This window comes from Citrobacter sp. CK198, assembly GCF_030333295.1.
GTDB classification, from domain to species: Bacteria; Pseudomonadota; Gammaproteobacteria; order Enterobacterales; family Enterobacteriaceae; genus Citrobacter_B; species Citrobacter_B koseri.
On the sequence record NZ_JAOWGE010000035.1, the window covers coordinates 603,358 to 619,421 of the forward strand.

General features: G+C 54.6%; 15 protein-coding genes. 8 read left to right on the top strand and 7 right to left on the bottom strand.

Annotation, left to right across the window (positions count from 1 at the left end; translation table 11 throughout):
* The first annotated feature begins 340 nt into the window (after window positions 1–340).
* The 3 genes from acs to actP all read left to right on the top strand — a co-directional run bounded on the left by acs (window position 341) and on the right by actP (window position 4,396).
* The gene (gene acs, locus OGY62_RS20655) at window positions 341–2,299 is read left to right on the top strand and encodes an acetate--CoA ligase (RefSeq protein WP_012134587.1); all 1,959 of its coding nucleotides are present in this window, start codon (window positions 341–343) and stop codon (window positions 2,297–2,299) included.
* Between the two features lie 136 nt (window positions 2,300–2,435).
* On the top strand, window positions 2,436–2,750 hold the full coding sequence (locus tag OGY62_RS20660; protein WP_024130828.1) for a DUF485 domain-containing protein: 315 nt from the start codon (window positions 2,436–2,438) through the stop codon (window positions 2,748–2,750).
* Window positions 2,747–4,396 (top strand): cation/acetate symporter ActP, encoded by a 1,650-nt coding sequence (gene actP / locus OGY62_RS20665; RefSeq protein ID WP_012134589.1) that lies wholly within the window; start codon window positions 2,747–2,749, stop codon window positions 4,394–4,396. The genes OGY62_RS20660 and actP overlap by 4 nt, the downstream gene beginning before the upstream one ends.
* Window positions 4,397–4,435: 39 nt before the next feature.
* Here actP and OGY62_RS20670 read toward each other — a convergent pair whose 3' ends face one another.
* Together OGY62_RS20670 and OGY62_RS20675 are read right to left on the bottom strand one after the other, a co-directional pair.
* Window positions 4,436–5,125: an LrgB family protein gene (locus tag OGY62_RS20670; RefSeq protein WP_012134590.1), complete on the bottom strand. Its 690-nt coding sequence runs from the start codon at window positions 5,123–5,125 to the stop codon at window positions 4,436–4,438.
* A complete protein-coding gene (locus OGY62_RS20675) occupies window positions 5,118–5,528 on the bottom strand; it encodes a CidA/LrgA family protein (RefSeq protein WP_058668419.1) in 411 nt (136 codons plus the stop codon). Before OGY62_RS20675 ends, OGY62_RS20670 begins: the two co-directional genes overlap by 8 nt.
* A 103-nt stretch (window positions 5,529–5,631) precedes the next feature.
* On the opposite strand from OGY62_RS20675, the gene OGY62_RS20680 reads away from it, so the two are divergent.
* Entirely contained in the window at window positions 5,632–6,519 is an 888-nt protein-coding gene (locus OGY62_RS20680) for a LysR family transcriptional regulator (RefSeq protein WP_012134592.1), read from the top strand.
* Window positions 6,520–6,618: 99 nt separating this feature from the next.
* On the opposite strand, the gene OGY62_RS20685 is transcribed toward OGY62_RS20680, so the two are convergent.
* The 4 genes from OGY62_RS20685 to soxR all read right to left on the bottom strand — a co-directional run bounded on the left by OGY62_RS20685 (window position 6,619) and on the right by soxR (window position 11,537).
* A complete protein-coding gene (locus OGY62_RS20685; protein ID WP_049011571.1) occupies window positions 6,619–8,265 on the bottom strand; it encodes a Na+/H+ antiporter in 1,647 nt (548 codons plus the stop codon).
* Between the two features lie 152 nt (window positions 8,266–8,417).
* Window positions 8,418–9,767 (bottom strand): guanine/hypoxanthine transporter GhxP, encoded by a 1,350-nt coding sequence (ghxP, locus tag OGY62_RS20690; RefSeq protein WP_024130830.1) that lies wholly within the window; start codon window positions 9,765–9,767, stop codon window positions 8,418–8,420.
* Between the two features lie 324 nt (window positions 9,768–10,091).
* Window positions 10,092–10,760 carry a glutathione S-transferase family protein gene (locus OGY62_RS20695; protein WP_012134597.1) on the bottom strand — a complete coding sequence of 223 codons (669 nt, stop codon included), beginning with the start codon at window positions 10,758–10,760 and terminating at the stop codon, window positions 10,092–10,094.
* 318 nt (window positions 10,761–11,078) lie between these two features.
* The gene (soxR, locus tag OGY62_RS20700; protein ID WP_049011570.1) at window positions 11,079–11,537 is read right to left on the bottom strand and encodes a redox-sensitive transcriptional activator SoxR; all 459 of its coding nucleotides are present in this window, start codon (window positions 11,535–11,537) and stop codon (window positions 11,079–11,081) included.
* Between the two features lie 86 nt (window positions 11,538–11,623).
* Between soxR and soxS the strand changes: the two genes are divergently transcribed.
* Window positions 11,624–11,947, top strand: a complete 324-nt coding sequence (gene soxS / locus OGY62_RS20705; RefSeq protein ID WP_012134599.1) for a superoxide response transcriptional regulator SoxS — start codon at window positions 11,624–11,626, stop codon at window positions 11,945–11,947.
* A 2-nt stretch (window positions 11,948–11,949) separates the two neighbouring features.
* On the opposite strand, the gene pdeC is transcribed toward soxS, so the two are convergent.
* The gene (gene pdeC / locus OGY62_RS20710) at window positions 11,950–13,536 is read right to left on the bottom strand and encodes a cyclic di-3',5'-guanosine monophosphate phosphodiesterase PdeC (protein ID WP_012134600.1); all 1,587 of its coding nucleotides are present in this window, start codon (window positions 13,534–13,536) and stop codon (window positions 11,950–11,952) included.
* Between the two features lie 576 nt (window positions 13,537–14,112).
* Here pdeC and OGY62_RS20715 point away from each other — a divergent pair.
* The 3 genes from OGY62_RS20715 to fecR all read left to right on the top strand — a co-directional run bounded on the left by OGY62_RS20715 (window position 14,113) and on the right by fecR (window position 16,022).
* Window positions 14,113–14,394: a YjcB family protein gene (locus OGY62_RS20715; RefSeq protein ID WP_012134601.1), complete on the top strand. Its 282-nt coding sequence runs from the start codon at window positions 14,113–14,115 to the stop codon at window positions 14,392–14,394.
* A gap of 156 nt (window positions 14,395–14,550) precedes the next feature.
* Complete coding sequence (gene fecI, locus OGY62_RS20720; protein WP_134769878.1) at window positions 14,551–15,069, top strand: ferric citrate uptake sigma factor FecI; 519 nt, start codon at window positions 14,551–14,553, stop codon at window positions 15,067–15,069.
* Entirely contained in the window at window positions 15,066–16,022 is a 957-nt protein-coding gene (gene fecR, locus OGY62_RS20725) for a ferric citrate uptake sigma factor regulator FecR (protein ID WP_012134603.1), read from the top strand. Before fecI ends, fecR begins: the two co-directional genes overlap by 4 nt.
* Window positions 16,023–16,064 lie beyond the last annotated feature (42 nt).

The window sequence follows — 16,064 nt, forward strand, 5'->3', positions numbered from 1 at the left end:
TCCCCTCTATGTGTAACAAAAAACCCCATTAAAAATGTTGTCTTTAATCAATTGTAAGTGCATGTAAAATACCACTTTAGAGTTATACACCCCTCCTTAAACCTACTCCTTTCGTTAGCATTCGACGCGGATCACTTTTTCAACAACTCGCCTGTAACTGCATGTTATCGCGGGTATTAATCCATTTTTGCGAGATTCCTTCAAAAATCACTTTGCCGTTTATTTGCACAGTTCCGTTATTGCGTGATCTGCCGCGCAAATACTAAACAAAACTGCCAAAGCCCCTACATTTAACTTTTGTGAGACATATTATTAACATCTTACAAGGAGAACAAAAGCCATGAGCCAAATACATAAACACGCTATTCCCGCAAACATTGCGGATCGTTGCCTGATAAACCCGGAGCAGTATGAGGCGAAATATCAACAATCTATTAACGAGCCAGATACCTTTTGGGGTGAACAGGGAAAGATTCTCGACTGGATTACACCGTATAAAAAAGTGAAGAACACCTCCTTTGCGCCCGGCAACGTGTCGATTAAATGGTATGAGGATGGCACGCTGAACCTGGCGGCAAACTGCCTTGACCGCCATCTGCAAGAAAACGGCGACCGTACCGCCATCATCTGGGAAGGCGATGACGCCACCCAGAGCAAACACATTTCATATCGCGAATTGCATCGCGATGTTTGTCGTTTCGCCAATACGCTGCTGGAGCTGGGCATTAAGAAAGGCGACGTCGTGGCTATTTATATGCCGATGGTGCCGGAAGCGGCGGTGGCGATGCTGGCCTGCGCACGCATTGGCGCGGTGCATTCGGTGATCTTCGGCGGCTTCTCGCCGGAAGCGGTTGCCGGGCGAATCATCGACTCCAGCTCACGTCTGGTGATCACCGCCGATGAAGGCGTGCGTGCCGGACGCGGCATCCCGCTGAAAAAGAACGTCGATGATGCGCTGAAAAACCCGAATGTGAACAGCGTTGAACATGTGGTGGTTTTAAAACGTACTGGCGGGAAAGTCGACTGGCATGAAGGCCGCGATCTGTGGTGGAGCGACGTGATTGAGAAATCCAGCGCTGACCATCAGCCGGAAGAGATGAATGCGGAAGACCCACTGTTTATCCTCTACACCTCCGGTTCAACCGGCAAGCCAAAAGGCGTGCTGCATACCACCGGCGGCTATCTGGTTTATGCCGCCACCACCTTTAAGTATGTCTTTGACTATCACCCGGACGATATCTACTGGTGCACCGCAGACGTAGGCTGGGTGACCGGGCACAGCTACCTGCTGTATGGGCCGCTGGCCTGCGGCGCAACCACCCTGATGTTTGAAGGCGTGCCAAACTGGCCGACGCCAGCGCGGATGGCGCAGGTGGTGGATAAGCACCAGGTTACTATTCTCTACACCGCCCCAACCGCTATTCGCGCTCTGATGGCGGAAGGCGATAAGGCGATTGAAGGCACCGATCGCTCTTCGCTGCGCATCCTCGGTTCCGTCGGCGAACCGATCAACCCGGAAGCGTGGGAATGGTACTGGAAGAAGATCGGTAACGAAAAATGCCCGGTAGTAGACACCTGGTGGCAGACCGAAACCGGTGGATTCATGATCACGCCGCTGCCTGGCGCGACTGAACTGAAAGCCGGTTCCGCCACGCGTCCGTTCTTTGGCGTGCAGCCCGCGCTGGTGGATAACGAAGGCCACCCGCAGGAAGGGGCGACCGAAGGCAATCTGGTGATTACCGACTCCTGGCCGGGTCAGGCGCGTACCCTGTTCGGCGATCACGAGCGTTTTGAGCAGACCTACTTCTCTACCTTCAAAAACATGTATTTCAGCGGCGACGGCGCGCGTCGTGATGAAGATGGTTACTACTGGATCACCGGGCGCGTCGATGACGTACTGAACGTTTCCGGCCATCGTCTGGGCACGGCGGAGATTGAATCCGCGCTGGTGTCGCATCCGAAGATTGCCGAAGCCGCAGTGGTCGGTATTCCGCACAACATCAAAGGCCAGGCCATCTACGCCTATGTCACGCTGAATCACGGCGAAGATCCGTCGCCGGAGCTGTATACCGAAGTACGCAACTGGGTACGTAAAGAAATTGGCCCGCTGGCAACACCGGACGTGCTGCACTGGACAGACTCACTGCCGAAAACGCGTTCCGGCAAAATCATGCGCCGTATTTTGCGCAAAATCGCAGCGGGCGATACCAGCAATCTGGGCGATACCTCAACCCTCGCCGATCCTGGCGTGGTCGAGAAACTGCTCGAAGAGAAGCAGGCCATCGCAATGCCTTCATAACCCTAACCGTGAAATGCCCGATGGCGCGCTGCTTATCGGGCCTACAGGTTCAACATCGCTTGTAGGCCGGATAAGGCTTCAGCCGCCATCCGGCAAAATAAAAAAATCCCCCTACCTTATCTCTGGAGACTCTGTGATGAATGACAATATTTATCAACGGATAGAAGACAGTGCGCGTTTCAGGGAGTTAGTCGAAAAACGGCAACGGTTTGCCACCATCCTGTCGGTCATCATGCTGGCGGTTTATATCAGCTTTATTTTACTGATCGCCTTCGCACCGGGCTGGCTGGGCACCCCGCTACACGCCGGCACCAATGTCACCCGGGGTATTCCAATTGGGGTGGGCGTCATTCTGATCTCCTTCATCCTGACCGGTATTTACATCTGGCGGGCGAATGGTGAATTCGACCGTCTTAACAACGCCGTACTGCACGAGGTTAAAGCATCATGAAGAGAGTCCTGACGGCGCTTGCCGCCACACTACCCTTCGCTGCAAACGCAGCGGATGCCATTAGCGGTGCAGTAGAACGCCAGCCAACCAACTGGCAGGCAATCGTTATGTTCCTGATTTTCGTGGTGTTTACGCTCGGCATCACCTACTGGGCCTCTAAACGCGTCCGTTCACGCAGCGACTATTACACGGCAGGCGGGAATATTACCGGCTTCCAGAATGGGCTGGCGATCGCCGGCGACTATATGTCCGCCGCGTCGTTCCTCGGGATTTCCGCTCTGGTGTTCACCTCCGGTTATGACGGGCTGATCTACTCCCTTGGCTTCCTGGTGGGCTGGCCTATCATTCTGTTCCTGATCGCCGAGCGCTTGCGTAACCTGGGTCGCTATACCTTTGCTGACGTCGCCTCTTACCGACTGAAACAGGGGCCGATCCGCATTCTGTCTGCCTGTGGTTCGCTGGTGGTGGTGGCGCTTTACCTCATCGCCCAGATGGTGGGGGCAGGTAAACTGATCGAGCTGTTGTTCGGTCTGAACTACCACATTGCGGTGGTGCTGGTGGGCGTTCTGATGATGATGTACGTCCTGTTCGGCGGCATGCTGGCAACGACATGGGTACAGATTATCAAAGCCGTACTGCTGCTGTTCGGCGCCAGCTTTATGGCCTTTATGGTCATGAAGCACGTCGGCTTTAGCTTCAACAACCTGTTCACCGAAGCGATGGCGGTACACCCGAAAGGTTCAGCCATTATGAGCCCGGGCGGTCTGGTCAACGACCCGATCTCCGCGCTGTCATTAGGCCTGGGGCTGATGTTCGGTACGGCAGGCTTACCGCACATTCTGATGCGTTTCTTTACCGTCAGCGATGCCCGCGAAGCGCGTAAGAGCGTGTTCTACGCCACTGGCTTTATGGGTTATTTCTACATCCTGACCTTTATTATCGGCTTTGGCGCAATCATGCTGGTCGGCGCGAACCCGGAGTATAAAGATGCCGCAGGCGCGTTAATCGGCGGCAACAACATGGCGGCGGTTCATCTGGCGAACGCGGTAGGCGGCAACCTGTTCCTCGGCTTTATCTCTGCGGTGGCCTTCGCAACGATCCTGGCGGTCGTGGCCGGTCTGACGCTGGCAGGCGCATCGGCGGTATCTCACGACCTGTACGCGAACGTGTTTCGTAAAGGCGCGACCGAACGCGAAGAATTGCGGGTATCGAAAATTACCGTACTGGTGCTGGGCGTGATCGCCATCATTCTGGGCGTGCTGTTTGAAAACCAGAATATCGCCTTCATGGTCGGCCTGGCGTTTGCTATCGCGGCGAGCTGCAACTTCCCAATCATCCTGCTCTCCATGTACTGGTCGAAGCTGACCACGCGCGGCGCGATGATGGGCGGCTGGTTAGGCCTGGTGACGGCTGTCGTGCTGATGGTTCTCGGCCCAACGATTTGGGTGCAAATCCTCGGCCACGAAAAAGCCATCTTCCCGTATGAGTATCCGGCGCTGTTCTCCATCAGCGTTGCCTTTATCGGGATCTGGTTCTTCTCCGCTACCGATAACTCTGCGGAAGGTAATCGCGAGCGTGAGCAGTTCCGCGCCCAGTTCATCCGTTCCCAGACCGGGTACGGCGTTGAGCAAGGCCGCGCGCATTAATTCAGCGCACTCCTCCGGCCCCCGGGTCGGAGGACAACATCAGAACATCACTTTTGCGACCAGCGGCGCCGCCAGCACCATCATCACACCGGACAGCATCATCACCAGACTGGCGACGACGCCCTCCTGTTGACCCAGTTCATACGAACGCGCCGTACCGGCCCCATGTGATGCCGCGCCAAACCCGGCGCCTTTCGCCATTCCTTCACGAATAGACAGGCGCAAAAACAGCGCATCGCCAACCGCCATCCCGAACACGCCGGTCACCACCACAAAGAGCGCCACTAAATCCGGCTGACCACCCAGCGGCTCTGCCGCCGCCAGCGCAAATGGCGTGGTGACGGAACGCACGGCCAGGCTGCGCTGAATCTCATCCGGCAGCGTAAACAGGCGCGCCAGCCAGACGGAACTGGTGACCGCCACCACGGTTGCCGTTACCACGCCCGCCGTCAGCGACATCCAGTGGCGTTTAATGATGGCGAGATTATCGTAAACCGGAACGGCAAACGCGATGGTCGCCGGGCCTAACAACCACAGCAACCAGTGCGATTCGCCAATGTAGTTCTGCCAGGAGATATGGCCAAACACCAGTATCAATACCAACAGCGCGGGCGTGAGCACCAACGGCATCAACGGCAGCTTACGAAAGCGACGGTACAGCCGCTTATTGACGAAATAGATCCCCAGCGTGATGACCAGGCACAGTACGCTTAGCTGAAAATTACTCACGGTTTACCCTGCTCATCTCATAGCGGTACACGTTATCCACCACCCATGCGGTTGCGCCAAGCACCATCAGCGTGCTGATCGCAATCACGGCGAAGATGCGCCAGCCGTCCATCAACAGCAGTTGCGCATAGTTAACGACCGCCACCACGGCGGGGACAAAGAACAGCAGCATTTCCGCCAGCAGCCAGCGTGCGCCCGCACGAACCCAGTTAAGCGGGATCACCCGACAGACAATCAGCGCCAGCATCAACGCCATCCCAACCAGATTGGCGGGAAGCGGCAGATGCAGCCATGAAACAAGATATTGAGCAAAAATAAATAAACCTGCATACAGCAGTACCTGAACCGGTATCTGGAGTCGTTGCATAACAGCAGGCGTAACGCGGCTTATCGCCACAGCCATGAGGGAATGTCCTGAAAAATAAAACGGAACGCCAGTATAGAGAGCGCCCGTCCGCTACTGAAATGAATTAAACTCATTGCAGGCATAGTCTTAAGGAATAATCATGGATATCAGAACGCTGCGTTATTTTGTCGAGGTGGTGCGCCAGCAGAGTTTCACCCGCGCAGCGGAGAAGTTATTTGTCACTCAGCCCACCATCAGCAAGATGCTGAAGAATCTGGAAGATGAGCTTAATTGCACGCTGCTGATCCGCGATGGGCGACGTCTGCTGCTGACGGATACCGGGCGCGTGGTGTTCGAGCGCGGCCTGGCGATCCTTGCTGAATTTCGCCAGCTGGAAGCGGAGCTGGGCGATATTAACCATCTCAATAAAGGGCTACTGCGGCTTGGCATCCCGCCGATGGTCGGCATGCTGATGGCCGGGCCGATTAGCCTGTTTCGCCAGCGTTATCCGGGTGTGGAACTGAAGATTGCAGAATTCGGCGGTTTGACGGTACAGCAGGCGGTAATGAACGGCGAGCTGGATGTGGCGATGACCGCGCTGCCGGTGGAGGAAGAGAGCGGACTGACGACCTTGCCGCTGTTCAGCCACCCGCTATGCGTGCTGGTGCCGCGTTCCGGTAAGTGGATGGCGTGCGAGTCGATTTCCCCCGAAGCGCTGGCGGAGCATCCTCTGCTTATCTACAACGAAGATTTTGCGTTGAATCGCCAGTTGATGCGGCTTTTTAAGCAGCATGATGTGAAGCCGCGTATTGCGGTACGCAGCGGTCAGTGGGATTTCCTGGCCGCTATGGTGCAGGCCGGCGTCGGAATTGCGATTTTGCCGGAGCCGATTTGCCAACGGCTGGATAAACAAACCCTGCGTTGGCTCCCGCTGGAGAGTGATTTACGCTGGCAGTTGGGCATGATCTGGCGCGAAGGCGTTTATTTGTCCCACAGCGCCAGGGCGTGGTTGACGTGTTGCGAAGGGTTCTGGTTAACGCAGGAATAACACCTCGCTCGCCGGATGGCGGCGCAAGCGCCTTATCCGGCCTACGGGAATGCATTTTGTAGGCCCGGTAAGCAAAGCGCCACCGGGCGATACGGGTGCTTACTGATTTTCGATCAACAATGCTTCCAGCAAATCCAGGTCATGCAGCAGTTTTTGCAGGGTTTCGTTACTGATCTCACGCGTCGCGCGCAGGTGGTACAACTCTGCACGTTCCGAGCGTAGCGCCGCCAGGCGGAAGCGCCGTTCAAGGTTCTCTTCCTGCATTGAGCTTTCCACATCGTTACGCCCATCGGCGCGGCGACGCAGGTTACCAATCACACGGGAGCTGACCTCGGTGAGCAACTGGTTATCAATGTTCTCTTCGGTATCCGCCGCCAGACGCTCTTCCATCTTCTGAATCGCGACAATCGCCACTTCCGCCGTGGCGGCGCGGGCGATTCGCTCCTCTTTCTGCTGCTGTGAGTGATCGCCCACTTCCAGATGTTGCAGCAGAATCGGCAGCATCACGACCCCCACAAACAGCGAGAACAAAATCACGCCCGCCGCAAGGAATACCAGCTCATAGCGCGCCGGGAAGCCGTTACCATCCGGCAACAATAGCGGGATAGAGAGCACACCGGCCAGCGTAATCGCCCCGCGAACCCCCGCAAAGGAGGCGATGAGGATTTCACGCATCGTCCAGGCGCCAAACTCCATCGGCTTTTTCTTCAGGAAGCGATTACTGAAGTTCTTCATCGTCCACAGCCAGCCAAAGCGCACCAGCATCAGCGCGGCATAAATCAGCACGATATCGGTGAACAGCATCCAGGTTTCAACGTTGGGATCGGCTTCCGCCGCCACCAGCGACGACTCCAGAATCCCTGGCAGTTGCAGACCCAACAGCAGAAAGACCATGCCGTTAAAGACAAACTCCAGCATCGCCCAGGTGCTGTTGGCGCGCAGACGCATCGCCAGCGGCGCGCGGCGCATAACGCCGGAACGGGTGATGGTCATCCCGGCCGCCACAGCGGCAAGAATGCCGGATACGCCGATATGTTCCGCAATCAGGTAGGAGGCGAACGGCAGCAGGAACAGCAGGACGATTTGCGTCGCTGGCTCATCCCCGCCCCAACGGCTCAGGAAACGCAGGGAGCGACCGTATAACCAACTGACGACAAAGCCCGCCAGAATACCGCCCACTGCGACTTTGAAGAACTCCACCGTCGCCCCGCCGACGGTAAACACCATCGTCCCCATCGCCACAGCGACGGCAAATTTCAACGACACCAGGCCGGACGCGTCGTTCATCAACGCCTCGCCTTGCAGGATGCCCATAATTTTCTTCGGAATGCGCCCCTCGCCGACAATGCCGGAAAGCGCAACCGCATCGGTCGGCGACAGCACGGCAGCCAGCGCGAAGGCCGGTATCAGCGGAATGCCCGGCACCAGCCAGTAAATCATAAAGCCAATTCCGACCACCGTGACCAGCACCAGCGCCAGCGCCAGACCGAAAATCTCTCGCCCATGTTCGAGAAACTCCCGGGTCGGCGTTTTCCAGCCGTCAGCGAACAACAGCGGCGGAATAAACAGCACCAGGAACAGTTCAGGGTCAAATTCCACATGCAAACCAAACGTCGGCCATGCCAGCAGCGCGCCAATGGCGATTTGCATGAGGGGTAAAGGAAGCTGGAAGGGCAATACACGAGTAAATACCCCCGACAGCGAGACCACAAGGGTCATGATGAGTATTGTGAAGAAGATTTCCATGCGTTCCCTGTTTGCGATATTTCTTATGTTTTAAAACGTGAGGCGTCGTGCCTCAATTCTATCTTCCTCAGAGTAACGCAAAAGACAACGGGATGTGTCCTGAAAATAAAAACGGGCGGCAAAAGCCACCCGTTTTTAGAGGACGCCAGGAATCAGATAGCCCAGCCGCCCGCATAGAAGGCGACCAGCGCTACGGCAATCACCACGGTGCCGACGTTCAGCTTACGCCATTCGCCCGACACAATGCGGCCGATCACCAGCGTAGCAAAACCAATCATAATGCCGGTTACGATGTTGCAGGTCAGGACGATAAACACCGCCGTGATCAGACCCGCCATCGCATCCACAAAGTCAGCGAAGTCGATTTTCGCCACGTTGCTCAGCATCAGCAGGCCGACGTACATCAGCGCGGGCGCGGTCGCGTAGACCGGAACCAGATAAGAGAGCGGAGAGAGGAACAGGATCAGCAGGAACAGGACGCCGACGGTGATCGCCGTCAGACCCGTTTTACCGCCTGCCGCCGTACCCGCCGCCGATTCAATGTATACCGCCGCAGGCGCTGCGCCAACCAGACCAGAGAACACGCTGCTCAGGGAGTCGGTGGTCAGCGCTTTGCCGCCATCAATAATCTGCCCGTCTTTATCCAGCAGGTTCGCCTGGCCAGCGACCGCGCGAATCGTGCCGGTGGCGTCGAAAACAGCGGTCATCACCAGCGCCAGCACGCTCGGCAGGACGATCGGGTTCAGCGCGCCCATAATATCCAGGCTGCCAATCAGCGAGTTGCCGTGTTCATCACTTAAAGACGGCATAGCAAAAAAGCCGGAGAAATGGACGGATGGATCGAAGATCAAACCCACAACCGAAATACCAATAATGGTCAGCAGAATGCCACCCGGCACCTTCAGTTTTTCCAGGCCGATAATGACCGCCAGACCAATCAGCGACATGATAACCGGGAAAGAATCAAAGTTACCCAGCGCGACCGGCAGACCGTCCAGCGGGTTCTTAATCACCAGACCCACGCCATTCGCGGCGATCAGCAACAGGAACAGGCCGATACCAATGCCGGTGCCGTGCGCCACGCCATGCGGCAGGTTGCGCAGGATCCAGCTACGGATACCGGTCGCCGAGATGATGGTAAACAGCACGCCCATCAGGAATACCGCACCCAGCGCAACCGGAACGCTAATGTGCTGACCCAGCACCAGGCTAAACGCGGTGAAGGCGGTCAACGAGATGGCGCAACCGATAGCCAACGGCAGGTTCGCCCACAGCCCCATAACAATAGAACCGACGCCAGCCACCAGGCAGGTCGCCACAAATACGGCGGCAGGCGGGAATCCGGCTTTACCCAGCATCCCCGGAACCACGATAACGGAGTAGACCATCGCCAGGAAAGTCGTTAATCCGGCAACCACTTCCTGACGGACGGTGCTTCCACGGTGTGAAATTTTAAACCAGGCGTCGAGTGAACCGCCGGTACGCGCTGAAGGCGTAGACATAGAAAACATCCCCTGAGAGTTTATTTTTCGTCGAGTATGCGTGGTGGACAATCCACTGCCAGCGAAACGTCATCTCCTTGTGCTACGTTTGCAACAATAAGGGGTGTCGCAAAAAAGCAAACGTTTAACTCCGCGCATACAAAACGGGTAGTAAAAAAAGCAAACGATTATCCAGCGATAATACGGGGCTTTTCAACTAAACTTTGCGGCTTTTTGCTTATTTCTTTTCATCACGCTCAATAAATCGCCAGTCGATGCGCAAACGTTATCGTCAATGCGCAATCTGATAACATTTTTTCTCGGGCGGACGACTGACACATCCGTCTACCCGCCAGGGATCTCAAAAGGACCGCCTTGCTGGATAGCCCTTTGCCACGCCGGGCGCATCTCTACGCGCTTCTTCCAGGCGCTAATGTGCGTCAGGTCGTTAATTCCGCCTCGGCTCAGTAACGCAAACAGAGGAAAACTCATCTGGATATCCGCCATGCTGATATGTTCCCCGGCAAACCAGGGCTGCGCGGCAAGATGCGCATCAATGTAGCGCGCATGCGTCTCCAGTTGCGGGTTGAGATACGCTTTTTGCACGCCCTGCCCCAGAATGCCGCCCAGCGTGCGTAACCCAAATGGCACCGGCGGTTTACCCAGGCTGACAAACACCAGTTTCATTAACAGCATTGGCATTAACGAGCCTTCCGCATAATGCAGCCAGAACCGATACTGCCGTTTTTGCCGGGCATCGGCAGGTTTAAACTGCCCTGCGTGGTCATAGGTTTCCTGCAAATACTCCAGGATGGCGCCGGATTCGGCGAGGATCTCACCGTTATCCTCAATAACGGGCGATTTTCCAAGCGGGTGGATTTTTTTCAGCGCCGGTGGCGCAAGCATGGTTTTTTCACGCTGGTAGCGAACAATCTGGTAGGGCAGCGACAGCTCCTCCAGCGCCCAGAGCACGCGCTGGGAACGAGATTGATTCAAATGATGCACCGTCAGCATGGCTGTCTCCTGTTTTTCATTCAAATTAACTATAGAAAAGAGCGAGAGATGGCGTAAAAATTTCGGCTAAAAAACAGACAATACACTGGCAAACGGGCGGGCATGGCATACAATTACAGTATCAACACAAACCGGAACCTCCACCACGTGCTCGACTGAGGGGTGTTGATGTCGGGGGAAACCCTCCCGTGAACCAACGGGATAGAGCGAAAGACAAAGACCGGAAACAAACTAAAGCGCCCTTGCGGCGCTTTAGTTTTATGCGCAGCAATATGGCGCTCGCTTATCCGGCCTACGCGCGTCCCGGCGAAACGACATTTAATCATCTTCCAGCAATCGCGCCCCTGTTCCCTGCGTGCCGAGCTGATCGCCTGGGTTGCGCAGCGGGCAATCGCTACGCGACAAACAGCCGCAGCCGATGCAGCCGTCCAGCTCATCACGCAACGCCACCAGAGTATGAATACGTCTGTCCAGCTCCTCGCGCCATTGCGAAGAAAGCTGCTTCCACTCCTTTGCGCTCAGCGTATGCCCCTCAGGCAATACGCCAAACGCTTCTCCAATGGTCGCCAGCGGAATGCCAATACGTTGAGCAATCTTGATGATCGCCACATAGCGCAGCACATCGCGCTTATATCGCCGCTGATTGCCGCCATTACGGACACTGCTGATAAGCCCTTTGCTCTCATAAAAGTGCAGCGCCGATACCGCCACACCGCTACGTTTCGCCACCTCACCCGGCGTAAGCAGGGACTTTATACGCGGTAATTTCTTTTCCATAAATCGCTTTACCTCAAGTTAACTTGAGGAATTATACTCGCCCGCAGACAAAACGACGAATCGAACACTGAGAAAGAGGCAGCAATATGTCCCATCAGCAGATAATTCAGACCCTTATTGAATGGATTGATGAACATATCGACCAACCGCTGAACATTGATGTGGTCGCAAAAAAATCAGGTTACTCGAAGTGGTATTTACAGCGGATGTTCCGCACGGTGATGCATCAGACGCTGGGCGACTATATTCGTCAGCGCCGACTCCTGCTGGCCGCCGTAGAGCTACGAACGACCGAGCGCCCCATTTTTGATATCGCGATGGATCTGGGATATGTGTCGCAACAGACATTTTCGCGCGTCTTCCGCCGCGAGTTTGACCGCACGCCCAGCGACTACCGTCATCGTCTGTAACCTTACTGCCCGCGCTGCATCAGGAGTGCGGGCGACTGTTGCAGCCACTGAATAAACGCCTGCGGCGGCATCGCCTTCGCAAAATACCATCCCTGACAATACTGAACGCCGCGCTTGAACAGCCAGTTCACCTGATCTGCCGTTTCCACACCTTCGGCAATGGCCTTCAGGTGTAAGCTTTGCGCCATTTCGATGATATGTTCCGCGATCAGATGGCTGGTGCTATTGGTGGTCAGCGTGTCGATAAAGGATTTATCAATCTTCAGAATATCAACATTCAATGAATACAGGTTGTGCAGGTTTGAATACCCTGTTCCAAAATCATCAATCGCCACTTCAAAACCCGCCTGACGAAATGCCTGAATAACCGGCGTGGTTTTCGGCACGTCAATAAAGCCGCGCTCCGTCACTTCCACCTTAATTTGTTGCGCAAGAACGGAATGCTGACGGGCTTTCTCCGCAATTAATGCGATAAGCCGGGAGGAGTGGAAATCAGAAGCAGAGAGATTAATAGAGATATAAAGATGAGGTTGCGAGGCGAGAAAATGTCCCAGATCGTTGAATACTTCTTCCACCACGTAATCGGTAATCTGCGCAATCATCCCCTCTTTTTCAGCCAGCGGGATAAACTCTGCCGGGCTCATCACCTGCCCTTCAAAACCAGGCCAGCGCAATAGCGCCTCCGCCCCCACGCATTTTTCATTTTGAATATCAATAATGGGCTGATAATAAAGACGCAGTTGACGTTTATCGATCGCTCGCTGCAACAAACGGCGCGGTGAATGATATTCCTCGCGCGTACGCGACCACATCAATAACACAATGATGCTACAGATAATGCCTAACGGCAGCGTTAACGTCGCCTGATGGTACAGGTTCTGATAGAAACGCGCGTTATCAGTGGAAACAATTATCGCGATCGGACGTTTTTCTGAATGGGCAATGGTATAGAAGCGATTATTTTGCTGAAAGGTAGATTCATCACGGTGCAGTAACGGTAATAATTGCTCGACGTTTGCCTGTTCGCTCACGGAGAAAAAGGAGTTCGTCACCGTGTCATATACGCCCCAGGCCAGAGTCGGATCGTCTGACATCACCTCGCTGTAAGACAACGGGTTTATTACCGCGACATAGTGCCCTCTTTGCATATACGTCATTTTGTAGCCAGCAAAGAATGGCGTATCACGATAGTAATAAATAGAAACGTCTGGTTCTCGTTTATAATCTGCGGCAGGGATAATATAAGGACTGGCAGGCGCCATTACCGTAGAGCATAAAAAATGATCGTCTTGCGCATAAATTAACTCGCTGATATACAGACGACCACGAATAATATCCTGCATTCGTTTTTGATGCGCAGGAGTACAGGCTTTTCCCTGATACTGCTGTATCGCGTCGCGGGCCAGCTCCACCTGCTGGACAACCAGTTCCGTTTTTTCTAATGCCAGCTCGGCAAAAGAGTGCAGTTGATTACGGGTTTCAGACACCGCCCGCATGTGGGCAAACCATAGCGCCAGCATCACGGGGAGTAATACCACCATGATTGTTCCAAGGAATCTCAGCAACTTTCGTTGCGCGCTATGATTCATTTCGGCCCTGTATCCCTGAATTGTCTGTGCCTGTCATCATCAAGGCGGATGCTATAACAAACAGGTGATTACGTTGCATGAATTAAGCGACATTAGCAACAGACTTTTCCTGGTAAAAGTCTGATATTGACGGATGACGATAATATTTTCCCGTAAGGCAAACTTAAAGTTATGCTTATTTTTATTAGGGAATATTCTAATCCAAAAGGAGTAAGAATTTTCCAGGGTTTTTTCCGATTAATGCAGAAAAATTAAGTTAAATTTCCAGGCTGGTTAATTTTCCGGCGCTAATAAAATGGTAATAAAAATACATCTTCAATAACCAGTCCCATAATCTTCCGGTATAGCCCCCTTCAGATACCCATATTTAATTTGTGGTTATAAAGCGCACAAAAAAGGGTGCCCTGCACTGGCTAACAAACAATTTATTGTGATATAGTTCACAAAAATAATGAAACAGAAACGTTGTTTCATTCAGTGTCGATGTCATGCCCGTCGATAGCCAGAGTGTACCACGCCTTCCGTGAGCAACGCCGCGCTGTCCAGGGCACCTGCTATTCTCAGAGGAAATGTTTCATGGCTACCATAACCACTGGCGTGGTTCTTCTCCGCTGGCAACTGCTGAGCGCTGTGCTCATGTTTTTAGCCAGCACGCTCAATATTCGCTTTCGTAAATCCGACTATATCGGACTCGCGGTGATCAGTAGCGGCCTTGGCGTCGTATCGGCCTGCTGGTTTGCAACCGGGTTACTCGGCATCACTCTGATGGATGTCTCCGCAATCTGGAACAATATCGAAGCCGTGATGGTGGAAGCCATGAGCCATACCCCGCCAGAGTGGCCGATGGTGTTGACCTGATGCTGATATAAGCCTCCGCCCGGAGGCTTTTTTATTCTCTCAAAAACAGCCAGTTAACCTTTCTCCCGCTAAAATCGCCGTATCATTTATTGTAATGAGAACTATTCTCATATTAACATCCCCGCCGTGATGATTAACTTTTGATACTTTTCCGCTATGCCGACTCCAGTTCAGTGCGCTCCTTTAACGTTTGAATCGCTGTATCGCGCGCATCACGGCTGGCTGACGCACTGGCTGGCGCGAAAGTTACAGTCGGCGTTCGACGCCGACGACGTCGCCCAGGACACCTTCCTGCGTATTATTAACGGTGAATCTCTGACGGCGATTCGCGACCCAAAGTCGTTTCTCTGCACCGTCGCCAAACGGGTGATGATCGACCTTTTCCGCCGCAATGCGCTGGAAAAAGCGTATCTGGAGATGCTTGCGCAGTTACCCGAAACGCTGGCGCCTTCCGCTGAAGAAAAGCAGTCGCATCTCGAAACGCTGCAACTTGTCGACAGGATGCTGGACGGGTTGAGCGCCAAAGCGAGAACGGCCTTCCTGCTTTCTCAGCTTGACGGGCTGACCTACAGCGCCATCGCGCAACGTCTGAATGTTTCCGTCAGCTCGGTGAAAAAGTACGTCGCGAAAGCCACGGAACACTGCCTGCTGTTCCGCCTGGAGCATGACCTGTGAAAACCTCCCTCACCGATGCCCGCCGCCAGGCGCTACGTTCAGCCTCACACTGGTATGCCGTTTTAAGCGGGGAGCGCGTAAGCCCCCAGCAGGAAGCGCGCTGGCAGCAGTGGTATGAACAAGATCAGGATAATCAATGGGCCTGGCAGCAGGTCGAAAACCTGCGCTGCCAGATGAGCAGCGTCCCCGGCAAACTCGCCAGCCACACGCTGAAAGACAGCCGCCTGACGCGCCGCCACGTACTGAAAGGGTTGCTGTTGCTGGTCTGCGCGGGCGGCAGCTGGCAGCTCTGGCGATCGGAGTTGGGCGAAGGCCTGCGTGCTGATTATCGTACCGCCCGGGGGCAGACTCGCCAGCAGACGCTGGAGGATGGCACGTTGCTTTCGCTGAATACCGACAGCGCGGTTAACGTGCGATTTGACGGTAGCCAGCGCCAGATCCAGCTCTGGTACGGCGAGATCGCCATTACCACCGGTAAAGACGCGCTGCAACGCCCGTTTCGTGTACAGACGCGCCAGGGCCAGCTCACCGCATTGGGTACGGAATTTACCGTGCGCCAGGACGGCGATGAAACCGTCCTTAGCGTCCGCCAACATGCAGTCGAAGCGATTCTCGCCGGAGATCCGCAACAAAAACGGGTTATTCAGCAAGGTGAAACGGTGCGCTTCAGCGCCTCGCAGTTTGGCGACGTCGCATCATTGAATGACGAGTCTGCAAGCTGGACGCAGGGCGTGTTAAGTTTCAGCGACAAACCTCTGGGCGACGTCATCGCCACACTCTCGCGCTACCGGCACGGCATACTGCGTTGTGACCCGGCCGTTGCCGGATTACGCCTGACAGGGACGTTCCCGCTCGGCAACACCGATGCCGTACTGAATGCGATCGCGAAAACGCTTCCTGTGAAAATTCAGTTTGTTACGCGCTACTGGGTCACGCTGTCTCCCGCCATTTAAACGATAACGAAAAAAATTATCATTTTTATTGTCCCTTTTGCC

Excerpts from the sequence above, each read along its gene's own strand:
- acs (WP_012134587.1), top strand. The coding sequence starts at position 341 with ATGAGCCAAATACATAAACACGCTATTCCCGCAAACATTGCGGATCGT.
- OGY62_RS20660 (WP_024130828.1), top strand. The coding sequence starts at position 2,436 with ATGAATGACAATATTTATCAACGGATAGAAGACAGTGCGCGTTTCAGG.
- actP (WP_012134589.1), top strand. The coding sequence starts at position 2,747 with ATGAAGAGAGTCCTGACGGCGCTTGCCGCCACACTACCCTTCGCTGCA.
- OGY62_RS20675 (WP_058668419.1), bottom strand. The coding sequence starts at position 5,528 with ATGGCTGTGGCGATAAGCCGCGTTACGCCTGCTGTTATGCAACGACTC.
- OGY62_RS20680 (WP_012134592.1), top strand. The coding sequence starts at position 5,632 with ATGGATATCAGAACGCTGCGTTATTTTGTCGAGGTGGTGCGCCAGCAG.
- OGY62_RS20685 (WP_049011571.1), bottom strand. The coding sequence starts at position 8,265 with ATGGAAATCTTCTTCACAATACTCATCATGACCCTTGTGGTCTCGCTG.
- ghxP (WP_024130830.1), bottom strand. The coding sequence starts at position 9,767 with ATGTCTACGCCTTCAGCGCGTACCGGCGGTTCACTCGACGCCTGGTTT.
- OGY62_RS20695 (WP_012134597.1), bottom strand. The coding sequence starts at position 10,760 with ATGCTGACGGTGCATCATTTGAATCAATCTCGTTCCCAGCGCGTGCTC.
- soxR (WP_049011570.1), bottom strand. The coding sequence starts at position 11,537 with ATGGAAAAGAAATTACCGCGTATAAAGTCCCTGCTTACGCCGGGTGAG.
- soxS (WP_012134599.1), top strand. The coding sequence starts at position 11,624 with ATGTCCCATCAGCAGATAATTCAGACCCTTATTGAATGGATTGATGAA.
- pdeC (WP_012134600.1), bottom strand. The coding sequence starts at position 13,536 with ATGAATCATAGCGCGCAACGAAAGTTGCTGAGATTCCTTGGAACAATC.
- OGY62_RS20715 (WP_012134601.1), top strand. The coding sequence starts at position 14,113 with ATGGCTACCATAACCACTGGCGTGGTTCTTCTCCGCTGGCAACTGCTG.
- fecI (WP_134769878.1), top strand. The coding sequence starts at position 14,551 with ATGCCGACTCCAGTTCAGTGCGCTCCTTTAACGTTTGAATCGCTGTAT.